This is a genomic window from Steroidobacter flavus (assembly GCF_042651805.1).
In the GTDB taxonomy this organism is placed as follows: Bacteria; Pseudomonadota; Gammaproteobacteria; order Steroidobacterales; family Steroidobacteraceae; genus Steroidobacter; species Steroidobacter flavus.
On sequence record NZ_JBHSDU010000003.1, the window covers coordinates 1,094,025 to 1,109,809 of the forward strand.

At 61.2% G+C, this 15,785-nt stretch carries 14 protein-coding genes; 9 read left to right on the plus strand and 5 right to left on the minus strand.

The window, feature by feature from the left end; translation table 11 throughout:
• Positions 1-268: 268 nt before the first annotated feature.
• The 5 genes from ACFPN2_RS10350 to coaE all read left to right on the plus strand — a co-directional run bounded on the left by ACFPN2_RS10350 (position 269) and on the right by coaE (position 5,682).
• Positions 269-772, plus strand: a complete 504-nt coding sequence (locus ACFPN2_RS10350) for a pilin (protein WP_380596529.1) — start codon at positions 269-271, stop codon at positions 770-772.
• A 210-nt stretch (positions 773-982) separates the two neighbouring features.
• Positions 983-2,722: a type IV-A pilus assembly ATPase PilB gene (pilB, locus tag ACFPN2_RS10355; RefSeq protein WP_380596530.1), complete on the plus strand. Its 1,740-nt coding sequence runs from the start codon at positions 983-985 to the stop codon at positions 2,720-2,722.
• Positions 2,723-2,762: 40 nt separating this feature from the next.
• Positions 2,763-3,980 (plus strand): type II secretion system F family protein, encoded by a 1,218-nt coding sequence (locus ACFPN2_RS10360; protein ID WP_380596531.1) that lies wholly within the window; start codon positions 2,763-2,765, stop codon positions 3,978-3,980.
• A gap of 71 nt (positions 3,981-4,051) precedes the next feature.
• Positions 4,052-4,978, plus strand: a complete 927-nt coding sequence (locus ACFPN2_RS10365) for a prepilin peptidase (RefSeq protein ID WP_380596532.1) — start codon at positions 4,052-4,054, stop codon at positions 4,976-4,978.
• A gap of 59 nt (positions 4,979-5,037) precedes the next feature.
• Positions 5,038-5,682: a dephospho-CoA kinase gene (coaE, locus tag ACFPN2_RS10370; RefSeq protein ID WP_380596533.1), complete on the plus strand. Its 645-nt coding sequence runs from the start codon at positions 5,038-5,040 to the stop codon at positions 5,680-5,682.
• Here the strand turns inward: coaE and ACFPN2_RS10375 are convergent.
• Positions 5,670-7,088 (minus strand): OmpP1/FadL family transporter, encoded by a 1,419-nt coding sequence (locus ACFPN2_RS10375; RefSeq protein ID WP_380596534.1) that lies wholly within the window; start codon positions 7,086-7,088, stop codon positions 5,670-5,672. The two genes, coaE and ACFPN2_RS10375, sit on opposite strands and share 13 nt — an antisense overlap.
• Positions 7,089-7,232: 144 nt before the next feature.
• Here ACFPN2_RS10375 and ACFPN2_RS10380 point away from each other — a divergent pair, with 144 nt between their 5' ends.
• Positions 7,233-8,105, plus strand: a complete 873-nt coding sequence (locus ACFPN2_RS10380) for a DUF72 domain-containing protein (protein WP_380596535.1) — start codon at positions 7,233-7,235, stop codon at positions 8,103-8,105.
• A 1-nt stretch (position 8,106) separates the two neighbouring features.
• Here the strand turns inward: ACFPN2_RS10380 and ACFPN2_RS10385 are convergent, their stop codons facing one another.
• Both ACFPN2_RS10385 and ACFPN2_RS10390 read right to left on the minus strand, forming a co-directional pair.
• A complete protein-coding gene (locus ACFPN2_RS10385) occupies positions 8,107-9,582 on the minus strand; it encodes an ABC transporter permease/substrate-binding protein (protein WP_380596536.1) in 1,476 nt (491 codons plus the stop codon).
• Complete coding sequence (locus tag ACFPN2_RS10390; RefSeq protein ID WP_380596537.1) at positions 9,575-10,330, minus strand: ATP-binding cassette domain-containing protein; 756 nt, start codon at positions 10,328-10,330, stop codon at positions 9,575-9,577. The genes ACFPN2_RS10385 and ACFPN2_RS10390 overlap by 8 nt, the downstream gene beginning before the upstream one ends.
• Before the next feature lie 119 nt (positions 10,331-10,449).
• On the opposite strand from ACFPN2_RS10390, the gene ACFPN2_RS10395 reads away from it, so the two are divergent.
• Positions 10,450-11,391 carry an AAA family ATPase gene (locus ACFPN2_RS10395; protein ID WP_380596538.1) on the plus strand — a complete coding sequence of 314 codons (942 nt, stop codon included), beginning with the start codon at positions 10,450-10,452 and terminating at the stop codon, positions 11,389-11,391.
• Positions 11,392-11,398: 7 nt separating this feature from the next.
• Positions 11,399-12,898, plus strand: coding sequence for a VWA domain-containing protein (locus tag ACFPN2_RS10400; RefSeq protein WP_380596539.1), 1,500 nt, complete (start codon positions 11,399-11,401; stop codon positions 12,896-12,898).
• A 47-nt stretch (positions 12,899-12,945) separates the two neighbouring features.
• Here the strand turns inward: ACFPN2_RS10400 and ACFPN2_RS10405 are convergent, their stop codons facing one another.
• Both ACFPN2_RS10405 and ACFPN2_RS10410 read right to left on the minus strand, forming a co-directional pair.
• Positions 12,946-13,863 carry an SPFH domain-containing protein gene (locus ACFPN2_RS10405; RefSeq protein WP_380600096.1) on the minus strand — a complete coding sequence of 306 codons (918 nt, stop codon included), beginning with the start codon at positions 13,861-13,863 and terminating at the stop codon, positions 12,946-12,948.
• A 55-nt stretch (positions 13,864-13,918) separates the two neighbouring features.
• The gene (locus tag ACFPN2_RS10410; RefSeq protein WP_380596540.1) at positions 13,919-14,356 is read right to left on the minus strand and encodes an NfeD family protein; all 438 of its coding nucleotides are present in this window, start codon (positions 14,354-14,356) and stop codon (positions 13,919-13,921) included.
• Between the two features lie 191 nt (positions 14,357-14,547).
• Between ACFPN2_RS10410 and ACFPN2_RS10415 the strand changes: the two genes are divergently transcribed.
• On the plus strand, positions 14,548-15,753 hold the full coding sequence (locus ACFPN2_RS10415; protein WP_380596541.1) for a dipeptidase: 1,206 nt from the start codon (positions 14,548-14,550) through the stop codon (positions 15,751-15,753).
• Positions 15,754-15,785: the final 32 nt, after the last annotated feature.

Below are 15,785 nucleotides of genomic sequence, written 5' to 3' on the forward strand. Positions count from 1 at the left end.
CGAGCGCGCTCGATTCGCCGACCGGCCGTCGCCAATTCCGCTTGTCTCCGCTGAACGTCGGCATCTGACGCAAATGGTCACTTTGCGCCCCGACGTGACCGGGTCAGGCCGAATCGGCAATGTGACTTAACTGCGCAACACCCGCTTCATCCTTTGTAGTAACAGCAACTTACGAGACGGACGCATCGCTGGCACAGCCTTTGCTTTGGTACTCTCGCTGGCGAAATCAGCCGCTGTTGTTTCGAACCCACTGTCTGGAGATTTTTTCATGATGAAGCAGGTCCAAAAGGGTTTTACCCTGATCGAATTGATGATCGTGGTTGCGATCATCGGCATCCTGGCGGCTATCGCCATCCCGGCGTATCAGGACTACACGATCCGTTCGCAGGCCACTGAAGGCTTGAACCTGGCGAGCGCCGTGAAGGCGAGCGTTGCTGAGTACTATGCCGACAAGGGCGCATGGCCGACCGACCTGGTTGGTAACGCTGCTGGTCAGCTGGGCTACACCAACAACCCGAGCGGCAAGTACGTCGCCAGCGTTACGCTGAGCAACCCGGGCACGATCCGTATCACGTACGGCAACCAGGCCAACGCGAACCTGACCGCGACCCCGCTGCTCGACCTGCGTCCGCGCCTGAGCACCAACGGCGACGTGATTTGGGTTTGTGGCCGCGCCACGGCTCCTGCCGGCGTGACCGACCCGACCGTTCCGTCGGCTGTCGATGGCACCACGGTGCTCGCGAAGTACCTGCCTTCGAACTGCCGCACTTAATGTGCCGGCCACTGTAATCGCAGTGATCGAAAGCCCCTCTCCGGAGGGGCTTTCTTTATTTTGGACGGGGCGAAAAACACGCCGCTCGTGTGAGCCCGGTCACGCTGAAAAGCCGCTGAAATATGCGAGCATTGCCGCTGATTTGACAATTTGCATGCTGCCCGGCTTACGGTAAAACTAACCGTCATTTTTCCGCCCTCCACAATCCCCATGGCTGACAACGTCGCACCGGCTCTCAATCCGCGCCTGGTCATGCAGGGCCTGCCACAGCGCCTCATTCAGGATGGGCTGGTCGACGAGCAGGCCATGACGCAGGCCATGACGGCCGCCAAGGAGAGCGACACCAACCTGGTCTCGCACCTAGTGAGCCAGGGCATCGCTGATGCCAAGGAAATCGCCATCGCGGCCGCGCAGGAGTTCGGCGCGCCGCTGCTCGACCTCGATGCCATTCAGCTCGACCTCGATGTCGTCAAGCTGGTCTCCGACAAGCTGCTGGCCAAGCACCGCGTACTGCCGCTGCTCAAGCGCGGCAAGCGCCTGTTCGTCGCCGTTTCCGATCCGACCAATCTGCATGCGCTGGACGAGATCAAGTTCCAGACCGGCCTGTCCATCGAAGCGGTGGTGGTCGAAGAGGACAAGCTGCAGAAGATCGCCAACAAGACCATGGAACAGGTCGACACCCAGATGCCGGCGCTGGCCGATGACGATCTGGATTTGGAGAACCTGGAAGTCACCGGCGGCGACGAGGATGACAATGGCGCGGCCGCGAGCCGCGACGACGTGGAAGACGCGCCTATCGTGCGCTTCGTCAACAAGGTGCTGCTCGACGCCATCAAGCGCGGCGCCTCCGATATTCACTTCGAGCCCTACGAAAAGTCTTATCGCATTCGTCTGCGCCTCGACGGCTTCTTGAAAGAGATCGCGAGCCCGCCCGTGCAGCTGGCAATCAAGCTCGCGGCGCGTATCAAGGTCATGTCGCGTCTGGACATCGCGGAACGTCGCATCCCGCAAGACGGCCGCATCAAGATGCGCATTTCGAAGAATCGCGCCATCGACTTCCGCGTGAGCACCTGCCCCACGCTGTTCGGCGAAAAGATCGTCGCGCGTATTCTCGATCCTTCCAGCGCCATGCTCGGCATCGACGCACTCGGCTACGAGCCGGCGCAGAAAGAGCTGTACATGAATGCGCTGGCGCAGCCGCACGGCATGATCCTGGTCACCGGCCCGACGGGTAGCGGTAAGACCGTGTCGCTGTACACGGGCTTGAACATCCTCAACAAAGAGGACACGAATATTTCCACCGCCGAAGATCCGGCGGAAATCAACTTGCCCGGCGTCAATCAGGTCAATGTCAATCCGAAAGTCGGCCTGACGTTCGCCTCGGCGCTGCGCGCGTTCCTGCGTCAGGACCCGGACGTGATCATGGTCGGCGAAATCCGAGACCTCGAGACCGCCGAAATAGCGATCAAGGCCGCCCAGACCGGCCACCTGGTTCTGTCCACCTTGCACACCAACGACGCGCCGAAGACGTTGACCCGTCTGATCGACATGGGCGTGAAGCCCTACGCGATCGCGACCTCGGTGTCGTTGATCATCGCGCAACGCCTGGCCCGCCGGTTGTGCAATAACTGTAAAGTGCCGATGGAAATGCCTGCCGAAGCATTACTCAAGGAAGGCTTTACGCAGGAAGAAATCGACGAAGGTATCAAGATCTACAAGCCGGTCGGCTGCGGATCGTGCACCGACGGTTACAAGGGTCGTACCGGCTTGTATCAGGTGATGCCGGTGTCTGAGGAAATCCAGCGCATCATCCTTCAGGATGGCAACGCGGTGGATATCGCCGCGCAATCGGCCGCGGAAGGCATCTGGGATCTGCGCAAATCGGGCCTCTCCAAGGTGAAGGCCGGCATCACCAGTCTGGAAGAAATCAATCAGTGCACGGTCGAGTGACCGCGCATACTTGCAAAGTCATCGAGCAAGGACCTAGACCATGGCCCAAGTAGCATCCAGCCAGCAATTCCCGTTTGTCTGGGAAGGCACGGACAAGAAAGGCAAGCGCATCAAGGGAAAGATGCTCGCGGTGTCCGAAGCCGCGGTCAAAGCCGATCTGCGCCGTCAGGGCGTGCTCGCAAAAAGGGTGCGCAAGGAAACGCAGCTGTTCAAGAGCGGCAAGAAGGTCGATGCCGCCGACATCGCGCTGTTCGCCCGTCAGCTCGCCACCATGCTGCAGGCGGGTATTCCGATGGTGCAATGTTTCGACATCATCGGTAACGGTCACGACAAGCCTTCGGTGCAAAAACTGGTGCTGGCGATTAAGGCCGACATCGAATCGGGCACCTCGCTGCACGAAGCGCTCGGCAAACATCCGCTGTATTTCGACGATCTGTTCGTGAACCTGGTCGAAGCCGGCGAGCAGGCCGGTGCGCTCGAGACCTTGCTCGACAAGATCGCCACCTACAAGGAAAAGACCGAAGCTCTGAAAAAGAAAATCAAAAAGGCGCTGTTCTATCCGGCGGCGGTGCTCGCGGTTGCGGTCATCGTCACGGTCATTCTGTTGATCTTCGTGATTCCGCAGTTCGAATCGCTGTTCAAAGGCTTCGGCGCCGATCTGCCCGCGTTCACGCAGATGGTCATCAACATGTCGAAGTTCGTGCAGACCAAAGGTTGGATCCTGGCTGCGATCTTCGGCGGCGCGGGCTATGCGTTCTTCTATTTCAAGAAACGTTCTCGTCCCATGCGCCGGACGCTCGACCGCATGATGCTGAAGGCGCCGGTCGTCGGACCGATCATGGAGAAGGCCGCCATCGCTCGTTACTCGCGTACGCTCGCGACCATGTTCGCCGCCGGCGTGCCGCTGGTCGAAGCGCTGACCTCCGTTGCCGGCGCAACCGGCAATATCGTGTTCGAGGAAGCCACGCTGAAGATTCGCGACGAAGTCTCGACCGGTCAGCGTCTGCAGCGCTCGATGGAATCGACCGGTCTGTTCCCGAACATGGTCATTCAAATGATCGCGGTCGGCGAAGAGTCCGGCTCGCTGGACGCCATGGCCGGCAAAGTCGCGGACTTCTACGAAGCGGACGTGGACGCGGCCGTGGATGCGATGAGCAGCTTGCTCGAGCCGCTCATCATGGCCATCCTGGGTGTGCTGGTCGGCGGCCTGGTGATCGCGATGTATCTGCCGATCTTCAAGCTCGGCGCGGTCGTGTAAGCTCCGACCTTACTTCCAATAACAAACGAACGCCGCGCCCGCTCAAAGGCGCGGCGTTTTTGTAACTGACCATGCAAGACTTGCTGGGCTCAACGATGTACCTGCTGACCTCCTCGCCGACGGCATGGACGGTCTCGATGCTGGTGCTCGGCCTGCTGGTCGGCAGCTTCCTCAACGTCGTCATTCATCGCCTGCCCATCATGATGGAGCGGGAATGGAAAACCCAGGCTCAGGAAATTCTCGGCCCGAACCTCTACGATCCGCCGCGCGCCGCGCCTGTCGAGCAGCAGCCGTACAACCTCGTCGTGCCCCGCTCCGCTTGTCCGAAGTGCGGAGCGCCGATCACGGCGCTGCAGAACATTCCGGTCATCAGCTATCTGTTCCTGCGCGGCGCCTGCGCCAGGTGCAAGACCAGGATTTCCATTCGCTATCCGTTAATCGAATTGTTCACCGGCGTGGTCTCGGCGGCCGTCGCGTGGAAGTTCGGCTTCACTTGGTATTGTGGAGCGGCGTTGCTGCTCACCTGGGCCCTGGTGGCGTTGAGTGCCATCGATATCGATCATCAGCTGTTGCCGGACGACATTACGCTGCCCTTGCTGTGGCTCGGTCTGCTGCTCAGTCTCGCACCGACGCTGCCGGAATTCGGCCTCCCGGTCGATGCTCGCTCCAGCATCCTGGGCGCAGTGTTCGGTTACCTGAGCTTGTGGAGCATCTATAAGCTGTTCAAGCTGCTCACCGGCAAGGAAGGCATGGGCTACGGCGACTTCAAGCTGCTGGCCGCACTCGGCGCCTGGCTCGGCTGGCAGATGCTGCTGCTCATCATCCTGCTCTCCGCGTTCGTAGGCGCGGCGGTCGGTATCGCACTGATCGTGCTTCGCGGCCGCGACCGGAACATTCCCATCCCGTTCGGCCCCTACCTCGCGGCCGCCGGCTGGATCGCTTTGATGTGGGGCGATCGGCTGGTGAGCTACTACGTCACGACCACAGGGCTGAAATAGCTCACAACTGCTGAATGGGCCAATTGCCCGGCCCGCGCGAGCCTCCTACACTGGCCGCGATGAACGCCACTGCCCCCAAGAATTTCCGTCCCCTGCTGATCGGGTTGACCGGCGGCATTGCCAGCGGCAAGAGCGCCGTCGCGGAGCTCTTCGCTCAGCTCGGCGCTCCTGTGCTGGATACCGATCAAATCGCACGCGACGTGGTCGAGCCCGGTACGCCGACGCTGGCCAGGCTGGTCACGGAATTCGGCAGCGACATTCTCGATGCCAGCGGTCGTCTCGATCGCGCCCGCATGCGAACCCGCGTGTTCGCCGATCCGGAGCAACGCAAGCGCCTCGAAGCCATCACGCATCCGGCGATTCGAGAAGAGCTGGCGGCCAGAGCACAACGCGCGCAAGGGCCTTACCAAATTCACGTCATCCCGTTGCTCGTCGAAAGCGGGCGCGCCGATCTCTACGATCGGGTGTTACTGGTGGACACCAGCCAGGAGGATCAGTTGAAACGTCTGCTGGCGCGCGACGGCTCGAGCGAGGAACAAGCCCGGCAAATTCTCGCCGCGCAAGCGTCACGCGAAGACCGGCTCGATGCCGCCGACGATGTCATCGTCAACACCGGCACGCTGCAGGATCTGCATCAGTTCGTGCAGACCCTGCATCGTAACTACACGGTGCTGTCCGAGCGAATCAACGCTCAGAACTTATAAGCCAGCTGGGCGCTGACGATATCCACGGCCGACGTCTGCTCGCCGATCAGAAAGCCCCGCGCCACGGCGTTGCCGTCGTCTTGATTCAACGGCACGTCGTCGGCAAACAAATGCGCATAGCCGACGTCGACAACCCACGCGTCGGCGGGCTTCCACTGGGCACCGATAGCCACCCACGTCCGCTCTGAATCCGGCAATCGCGCGGTACGCGTGCTGTCCGGAACATTGGTGCCGTCGTAAGCGACACCGCCGCGCAATTTCCATTGATCGTTGAGCTGATACGTCGCGCCGATCGCATACCGCCAGGTGTCTTTCCAACGCTCCGGCGTTACTGACAACACCGCGCCGGTGTCGCGCACGATGCGCAGCTCTTGAATGCTGCTCCAGCCGGTCCACGCGACATCCGCCAACAACTCGACCTTGCCCATCCGGTGATAGAAAGAAGCCGTCGCGATGTCCGGCAGTTTCAAATCCACCGTCGCCGGGCCGGTGGCCAATGTTGCTCCGGGCGCGGAGGCGGCTGCGATGATGCTCTGTCCAATGGCATTGGTCGAAGTCGGCGCGTCGAAACGCACGCCACCTTCGAGCGTGTAGTCGATTGTGGATCGATACGAAAGACCCACACGCGTGTCATCCGAGAACTCGAACAACACGCCGGCATTGAAGCCCCACGCACTGTCATCGCCGCGCACGGCGGTGTGACCTTCGAGCCCGGCGTTGGCTTGAATCAACCCCGGCACGGCGATCGCGGGCACCTGACCGGCGGCCACCAATGTTTGCAATCCTTGCGCGACGACCGCGGTGTAGTTCACCGAGTTGGTGAGCTCCGCCGTAATGCGCTGATAGTCCGCACCGATGCCAAAACTCAACTGCTTGTTCACTCGCCACGACAGCGAGGGATTGAAGTTATAAGTCTGGATCTCGTTGTTGAGCGACTGGAAGCGGCCCATCCAGCCGTTGTCATACTCGAGCTTCAGGCCGAACGGTGCATTGATGCCGAAACCAAAGGCGAACTGATCGTTGATCGGCAGCGCGAAATAAGCCGCCGGCACCGCATTCCAACCGCCAGCGTCGCCACCCTCGCCGCCCAACGGCTGACCGAGCGCGACTTGCGAGTTCTGATTGTTGAACTCGGATTTGATGAGCACGCCGCTCGCCACCACCACAAATTCAGTTTCCGTGAGCTTCGCGAGACCGGCGGGATTGTAGAAAATCGTAGTCGCATCGTCGGCCGCGGCCGCCGTGCCCGCGAATGCGGTCCCGAGCCTGCTCGAGCTCTGTTCCAGCAAAGCGAAGCCGGACGCAAACGCGCTCGAGGACGCGCAACATAGAAGCAGGCCCACCGGCAATACGTACCGGCGCCCCGCCAATGCGCGCTTCACCGAGGATGAGATTTGTTTGTTCATGATGGCGACCGTCTTACCGTAGACAAATCCAAGAGAGTTGAACGCGCACTCATCGATAGAGTTCCGCGCGGGCCGCTGAGGCCCCTGTTGCGAAAATCGAGGATGTGACCGGGCACCCGCGCCCGGCATGAATCGTTGCTGAGCATGGCCCGCATACGCATTGGCATTTCCGGATGGCGCTACACGCCCTGGCGCGGGGTGTTTTATCCGAAAGATCTGCCCCAACGACTGGAGTTGCACTACGCATCGCGCGTGCTGCCCACGATCGAGATCAACGGCTCCTTCTATTCGTTGCAATATCCGGCGAGCTACCAGAGCTGGCACGACGAGACCCCGGACGATTTCGTATTCGCGGTCAAAGGCCCGCGCTTCATCACGCATATGAAAAAACTGCGCGATGTGGAAACGCCGCTCGCGAATTTCTTCGCCTCCGGCGTGTTCAATCTGCGCCGTAAGCTCGGTCCCATTCTCTGGCAATTCCCGCCCAACTTCAGATATGACCGACAAAAGCTCACAAAGTTCTTCGAGCTGTTGCCGCACGATACCGAAGCCGCGTTGAAGCTCGCGCGCGGGCGCGATTCGCGCATGACCGGCCGGTCCAGGCTGGCGATCGACACGCGTCGGCCGCTGCGACATGCGATGGAGATCCGTCACGAGAGCTTCTGCGATCCGTCGTTCATCGAACTGCTTCGCGAGCACAACATCGCACTGGTGATCGCCGAGACGGCACAGCGCTTTCCCATGATGCACGACATAACCGCCGATTTCGTGTACATGCGTCTGCACGGCGACAAGACGCTCTATCAAAGCGGCTACAGCGATCGCGCACTGGAGAAATGGGCCAAGCGCATCGAAGCCTGGCATAGCGGGAGCGAGCTGCGCAGTACTCAGAAAGTCACCAAGCGCAAGCCGCCGACGTCTAAGCCGCGAGACGTCTATTGCTACTTCGACAACACCGACGTGAAGCTGCGTGCGCCCGTGGACGCGCGGACGCTGATCAGAAAGCTGGGCCTTTGAACTACTTCGCCGTGACCCAGCGACGCTCGACCCAGCCGAACACCCACTGCACGAGCAGTGCGAGCACCGCGGCGGGCACCGCGCCCTCGAGAATCAACTTCGTATCATCGAGCCGGATACCGGTGAGGATGGGCTGACCATAACCGCCGGCACCGATCAGAGCACCGAGCGTCGCCGTGCCCACATTGATCACAGCAGCCGTTCTTACGCCAGCCAGCATCGAGCGTGCGGCGAGCGGCAGTTCGACATAGCGTAACCTCGCTATGCGCGGCAGGCCCAAAGCCTCGGCAGACTCGCGCAGATCTCTCGGTATATCTGCCAACCCAGTGTGCGTGTTCCTGAGAATCGGCAGCACGCTGTATAGAAACAACGCCACGATGGCGGGCGCGTAACCGATCCCGAGCCACGGAATCAGGAACACCAGCAACGCCAGTGCCGGCAAGGTTTGCAAGATATCCGCGATCGCAAACACTACTCGCCCGACGCCACGGCGATAGCACGCGATAATTCCCAAGGGCACAGCCACCAGCACTGCCAGCCCGAGCGAGATGCCCACCATCGCCAGGTGCTCACGGGTCCGCTGCCAGATGCGGGCGGCTCGCGATTGAACTTTCGCCTCAGCACTCACATGCAACTGGTCGCGCAGAAAACTCGCCGCGATCTGCGCCTCGGGTTCGCGATCCAACGCAGCTCGTGCGTTCATCTTCGTCATGGCCCTTTCATCGATGCGTCCGCCAAGACGATTCAAAGATTCTCGAATCGCATCGGACACGTCGTCGCGACAGACGATGATGGCGTCATAGACCGGGAAGAATTTAGCGTCGTCCACCAGCGTCGTGAGATCGTAGTGAACGATCTCGGCGTCCGTGGAATAGAGATCGGTGAGATCCAGCGATCGGGATTGCAACCCGCGATACGCAAGATCATGCGACAGACCGCGAACATCCTGCTGCGGCAAACGATAGTGAGCGCGAATGCCCGGCCAACCATCGGCGCGCTCCATGAACTCGTTACTGAACCCGAAACGCAGCGTCGGATGATCGGCGAGTTGCGACATGCGCGTGATGCCCAACTCCGCCGCACGATCGCGCCTCATGCCGAGCACGTAGGTGTTATTGAACCCTAGCGACGTCGACGTCCAGATGGATTGTTTCGCCAACGCCTCGCGCAGCTCGGCATCGTTGGTGATGTTCTGGCTGGAGAAGATTTCTGTACGAAGCGTTCCCGTGTACTCGGGATAGCACTGGATGTCACCGCGGACGAGCGCGCTCCACAGCACTCGAGTACCGCCAAGCTGACGTCGATGCTCGGCATCAAAGCCAGCCTCTTCCGTCAGTTGAGCCGCGATCTCGCCGAGAATGACCGACTCGGTAAATGCCTTCGAGCCAATGACTGTCTTGGCAGCAAGTGCCGTCGAGCCGAAGCTCAGGACGGCAATCGTCAGCATCACACGAAACCAGCTGCGCGACTCAGGCATCGAGCGCCTCTGTATGTAGCCCGCGCTGCGCTTTCACGAAGTCGCTGACGAATTGCTCGGCGGGCGCGTCGATCAGGTCTCGATAGCTGCCCCGCTGCACGATCTTGCCTTCACGCATCAGCACGATGTGCTGCGAAAAGAACGCGGCCTCCGCCATGTCGTGCGTCACCAGCAGCACCGACTTTCGCAGCCGCTGAAATAAACGACGCAGATCCTCCTGCAAGCCATGCCTCACCATGGGATCGAGCGCCCCCAACGGCTCGTCGAGCAGCAGGACGGCAGGATCGAGCATCAGCGCACGCATCAGACTCACGCGCTGCCGCTGGCCGCCGGAAAGGTTGTTGGGGAATCGATCCAGCGCATCGAGGGGCAGCTGCACGAGCTCCGCCAGCTCGCTGACGCGAGTCGCGATCCATTGGCGCTCGCGCTTCAGAAATCGCGCCGCCAATGTCACGTTATCGACCGCGCTCAAATGAGGAAACAAGCCGCCGGACTGAATCACGTAGCCGATGCGATGACGAATCTCGAGCAGATTATCCGGCGCCAATGCGCGGTCGGTCACGAACACCGAGCCCTGCTGAGGCCGCACCAGTCCGGCGGCCAGCTTGAGCAAGGTCGACTTGCCACAGCCGCTCGGACCGATCAGCGCCACAGTTTCGCCCGGCTCGACTCGCAGGCTGACGTCATCTACCGCGACCGCGTGCGGATAGCGGTGGGTTACATGCTCGAAGGCAATGGCGCTGCTCATGTGGCCGCAAGCTTAAAGCAAAGCTCGCAGGTCTCCCACCCAGCAGCACAAATCAATCGCACGAGGACGCAGGAACGGCCGATTGCATCTGCGCCGCCCGAGGCGGACACTCACTGACTATGGCCGATATCCCCAGCATTGCCGCCTCCGTTGCCTCCTTGAAACAGCACCTGGAGGCGCACCGTTACATCTGCTCCGATCAGATCGCCACCGCGGTGTACCTCGCCTATCACCTGCGCAAGCCGGTATTGATCGAAGGCCCGCCCGGCGTCGGCAAGACCGAGCTCGCCAAGACCACCGCCGAGATGTTCGAGCTGCCGCTGATCCGTCTGCAGTGCTACGAAGGGCTCGATGAAGCCAAGGCGTTGTACGAGTGGAAGTATGGCAAGCAGCTGCTGTACACGCAGGTGCTCAAGCAAACCCTGGATGAAGTTCTGCAGGGCGCGAAGGGCTTTGCGGAATCGGTGCAGCGACTGCATGAGTTCGGCGATATCTTTTTCTCTGAGGAATTCCTCGAGGCACGCCCGCTGTTGAAGGCGCTGCGAGAAGAGCGTGGCTGCGTGCTGCTGATCGACGAGGTGGACAAGTCCGACCACGAGTTCGAGTCGTTGCTGTTGGAACTGCTGTCGGACTATCAGGTGTCGATTCCGGAGATCGGTACCGTGAAGGCGCGACATACTCCGCCGCTTGTATTCCTGACCAGTAACAACACGCGCGAGATTTCGGACGCACTCAAGCGCCGCTGCCTGCATTTGTATATTCCGTTCCCGGACATCTCGCTCGAGCAACGCATCGTCAACGCTCGCGTCCCGGAGATCGCCCCGCAGCTGCGCGAGCAATTGGTTCGGTTCATTCACGACCTGCGCGAACTGGATCTGAAGAAGGTGCCGTCCATCAGCGAAACTATCGATTGGGCGCGTACCCTGCTCCTGTTGCACGCGGACCGGCTCGATCCGGAGGTAGTGCGCAATACCATGAATGTGATTCTGAAGTTTCAGGAAGACATCGAGAGCGTGCAGCCCGAGCTGCGCGGCCTGACCGACAAGGCGACTCGCTCCTGACAACGTCATGGACCAGTTGCTGACCAACTTCATCCGGGCGCTTCGTAACGCCGACGTGCGCATCTCGCCGGCGGAGACGCTGGATGCATTCAGCACGGTCCAGTTGGTGGGCTATCGAGATCGGCAGTTGTTGAAGGACAGCCTTGCTCTGGTCCTGCCCAAGACGCCGGATGAGAAGGCCGCGTTCGACACGTGCTTCGATCAGTTCTTCTCGTTTCGCGAGCGCTCGCCTTTACCCGCATCGGATGCCTCTGGTAGCGATGGCGACAGCTCTGCCACGGATGATGGCGACGACGCACAGCCCGGCAATGCCGATGCTGGCGGCAGCGGCGAATCACAGGGCAAGCGCACCGGACGCGGTGAAGGCGGTAGCAACGCCGTGCACGTGGCTCGCGAAACGACCGATGAGACTGAATCGCTCGGCATCGGCGAAATGTCGGCTGCTCAATCCGCGCTCGGTCAGCTGCTCACGCGAGCCAACACGATCGAGATCAACGTGGCCATCAGCGCCGCCGGTCAGCAGGTCAAAGTTCACCAGATCGAGCTGTTCACGCAGAAAGGTCTCTACACCCGCCGCATTCTGGACGCGATGGGCCACACTGAGCTGCAACAGGAAATCTTCACGTTGATGGCCAGCGACGCGATCCCTGACCGGCGTCTGGCGCAGGATCTCGGCCGGCGCCGCGACTGGCTGCACGAGCGCATCCGCGACTACGTCGAACATCAGTTCCTATTGCACGCCGATGTCACCGGCCGACGCCTTCGCGAGAGCCTGCTCCGCAACTTGCGACTGTCGACCTTGGAGCAGCGCCATCATCGTCTGCTTCACGACCTCGTTCACCGGATGGCCCGCAAGCTCGTCGCGGCGTACTCGCGCCGACGCAAAGTATTTCGTCGCGGCCAACTGCACGTGCCCCGCACGCTGCGGCGAAATTTGAAATACGACGACGCGATCTTCGACCTGCACTGGAAATCGGTGAAAACCGACCAGCCCAAGGTCTTCGCCATCTGCGACGTGAGCGGCTCGGTCGCGAACTACGCACGCTTCATGCTGATGTTTCTATACAGCCTGGAGGAAGTGCTGCCGAAGGTGCGCTCGTTCGCTTTCTCTTCCGACCTCGGCGAGATCTCCAACCTGTTCGCACGCAACGACATCGACGACGCCATCGCGCTGGCCCTGCGCCAGTACGGCAACGGCTCGACCGATTACGGCCAGGCACTCGCCGATTTCCGCAAGCTGTGTCTGGAAGAGATCGACAAGCGCAGCACCGTCATCATTCTCGGCGACGCACGCAACAACTATGGCGATCCGAGGACGGACGTCCTCAAAGAAGTTTACGACCGCGCACGCCGCGTGATCTGGCTCAATCCGGAGTCGCGCCCGGCATGGAACACCGGCGATTCCGAGATGCGCCATTATGCGCCGTACTGCCATCAGGTGGATGAATGCGGCACGTTGACGCAACTCGAGCGGGTCGTGAGCCGGCTGCTGCAATCGCAGCGCTAGCGAGACAGTGGTGCGCACTTCGCGTGTGCGCACCACTTAGATGATGATCAGCTGGTCTTGTTCTGCAGCTTCACCACGCTGGTCGCCATCGCAATCATCGAAGAGATGTCGCTCAGCGTGGCCGGCACGATCAGCGTGCTCGACGCCTCATCCGCCAGCTTGCCGAATTGCTTCACGTACTCTTCCGCGACGCGCAGCTGCATGGCTTCCATACCGCCAGTGCCCGCCAGCGCCCCACCGACGCGTTTCAAGCCTTCAGCAGTCGCAGTGGCAACCGCGAGAATGGCTTCGGCCTGGCCGTGCGCTTCGTTGATCTGCTGCTGCTTCTTCGCCTCGGATTCCTTGATCACGCGCTGCTTCTCGCCTTCCGCCTGGTTGATCTTGGCATCGCGATCGCCTTCGGAGGTGAGCACGACGGCGCGCTTCTCTCGCTCGGCGCGCATCTGCTTTTCCATCGCGTGCAGCACATCCTTGGGCGGGTTGATGTTCTTGATCTCGTAGCGCAGGACCTTCACGCCCCACGCGGCGGACGCGTGGTCGAGCTCGCTGACCACGTTCGCATTGATCGTGGCGCGTGCCTCGAACGTGCGATCGAGATCGATCTTGCCGATCTCACTACGCAAGGTCGTCTGCGCCAGCTGGATGATGGCGAAGCGATAGTTGGTGATGCCGTACGAAGCGCTGCGCGCATCCAACACCTGCATATACAGCACTCCGTCGACGCCAACCTGCACGTTGTCCTTGGTGATACATACCTGCTCGGGAATATCGAGCGCGTCTTCCTTCAACGTATGTTTGTAAGCGATGCGCTCGACGAACGGCACCAGAATGTGGAAGCCCGCCTGTAGCGTGCGGCTGTAGCGGCCGAGCGTTTCGACCACGAACGCGCTCTGCTGAGGCACGACGATGGCGGTTTTCATCAGGACGATGAACACCAGCACAAGGAAAGCCAGCACCACAAACATAGTTGTGCTCACGAGTACCTCCTCCAGGGTTGACGAATATCGACAGGAAGGCGCGTCAAGCGATCGCGCGCACCATCAGCACCAGGCCATCGACGCGCGCGATCACCGCTTCCCGGCCGGCTTCGATCGGCGTCTCATCGACGTTGCGCGCGGTCCAGGAAGAGCCGCGATAGTCGACACGGCAGGTTTGCGAAGGCTCGAGCCGGACCGGCACGGTGACCCGATCGCCGACGGTCAGGCGCTCTTCGACATGGCCAGTGCGATTGCGCACGAGTTCATACGCGCGCTTGCGAAAGGTGAGCATCGAGGTAACGGCCAGGACGGAGAGCGCGAGAAACTGCACCCAATCCGGCATGTTCACGCCAGCGAGGCCGAGGAAGCCGATGATGGCGGCGGAAATGCCAAAGAACACGAGGTAGAACTGCGCGTCGAGCACGAACATCTCGAACGCGAGCGAGATCGCGGCGACGATCATCCAGGCCCACCAAGCCATGACAGCCCCTCCTCTGCAAGTCGCGCAGATATTACCAGCATGGCGCCCGCCCTCGCTGGAATGCTCACCGGCATGCAGCCGCGATTTGCCGGCGGGCGCTTGCCTGGCTGCATCCAGCGGTGCCTTCGGAAAGAAAGAAGTCAGGCGAGCCAGGGACTGTTACGCCGATCTGCCACCAAGAGGCTCCTTCCATGACCTATGACAAATCCTCACCGCCGGACGCCACGGATGCCGGCCTGAACCGCCGGCAAGTGTTGCTGGCCATGTCCGCCCTGCCGCTCGCCGCCGCCGGCGGCCAGGCGCTGGCCGATGTCGCGACTGACGATCCGTTGGCGGGCATGACGGTCGTCAACACGCTCGGTTCGCTGTTCGGTTACGACGTGGCCGCGGACATCATGAAATCCACCAGCAATATCATCGTCCATACATTGCCGGGCATGGTCACCGACTCGGCCGTGCGCGACACGCTGGCCTCCGGGCTTGCGGCCGTGAACGTCACGGTCGGCTATGTTTCGGGCGATGCGGATCCCTTCGAGCATACGGTCGCGGACATCGGCCGCTTCGACCGCATTCTCCGACAGCGCCCCAATCAGCTGATCAAAGTGCTCACCACGCAGGACGTGCGTCGCGCTCGCGCCGAACGCAAAGTCGGCGTCATCTACGGTTTTCAGAATGGCGAGATGGTCGGCAACAAGGCCGAGCGCGCCGAAATCTTCACCGACCTGGGCGTGCGCGTATTCCAGCTCACTTATAACAAAGCGAACCAGATCGGCGACGGCTCGATGGCACCGGAGAATCGCCCGCTCACCGCGTTCGGCCGTCAGGTCGTCGAGCATCTGAACACGCAGCCCGTGCTGATCGACCTGTCTCACAGCGGTCAGCAAACCTGTCTGGATGCGGCCCGGGTGTCGAAACGTCCCATCTCCATCAGCCACACCGGCTGTCGTGCGCTGGTCGATGTGCCACGAAACAAGACCGACGAGGAGCTGCGATGGGTCGCGGAGAAAGGCGGTTACGTGGGCATCTACTTCATGCCGTTCCTGGCGAAAGACGGCCACGCGCGCTCCGAACATCTGATCCAGCATCTCGAGCACGCGATCAACGTGTGCGGCGAGGATCACGTCGGCATCGGCACCGACGGCGCCACCTCTGAAATTCCAAACATGGCGGAATATCTGAAAGCGCAGGCCGACTATGTCGCGGAACGCAAGCGGCAAGGCATCGCCGCACCGGGCGAATCCGGCACGGCCCCGTTCTTCGTTGCCGATCTCACCGGACCGGAGCAATTCCGCAAGCTGGCTCGGCTGCTCAAGAAGAAAGGCTGGTCGACGACCCGGATCGAGAAGGTCTTCGGCGAGAACTTCCTGCGCGTCGCCAAGGAAGTGTGGGGAGCGTGATGCCTGAGGAGGCGGTCCCAACAGGACCGCCT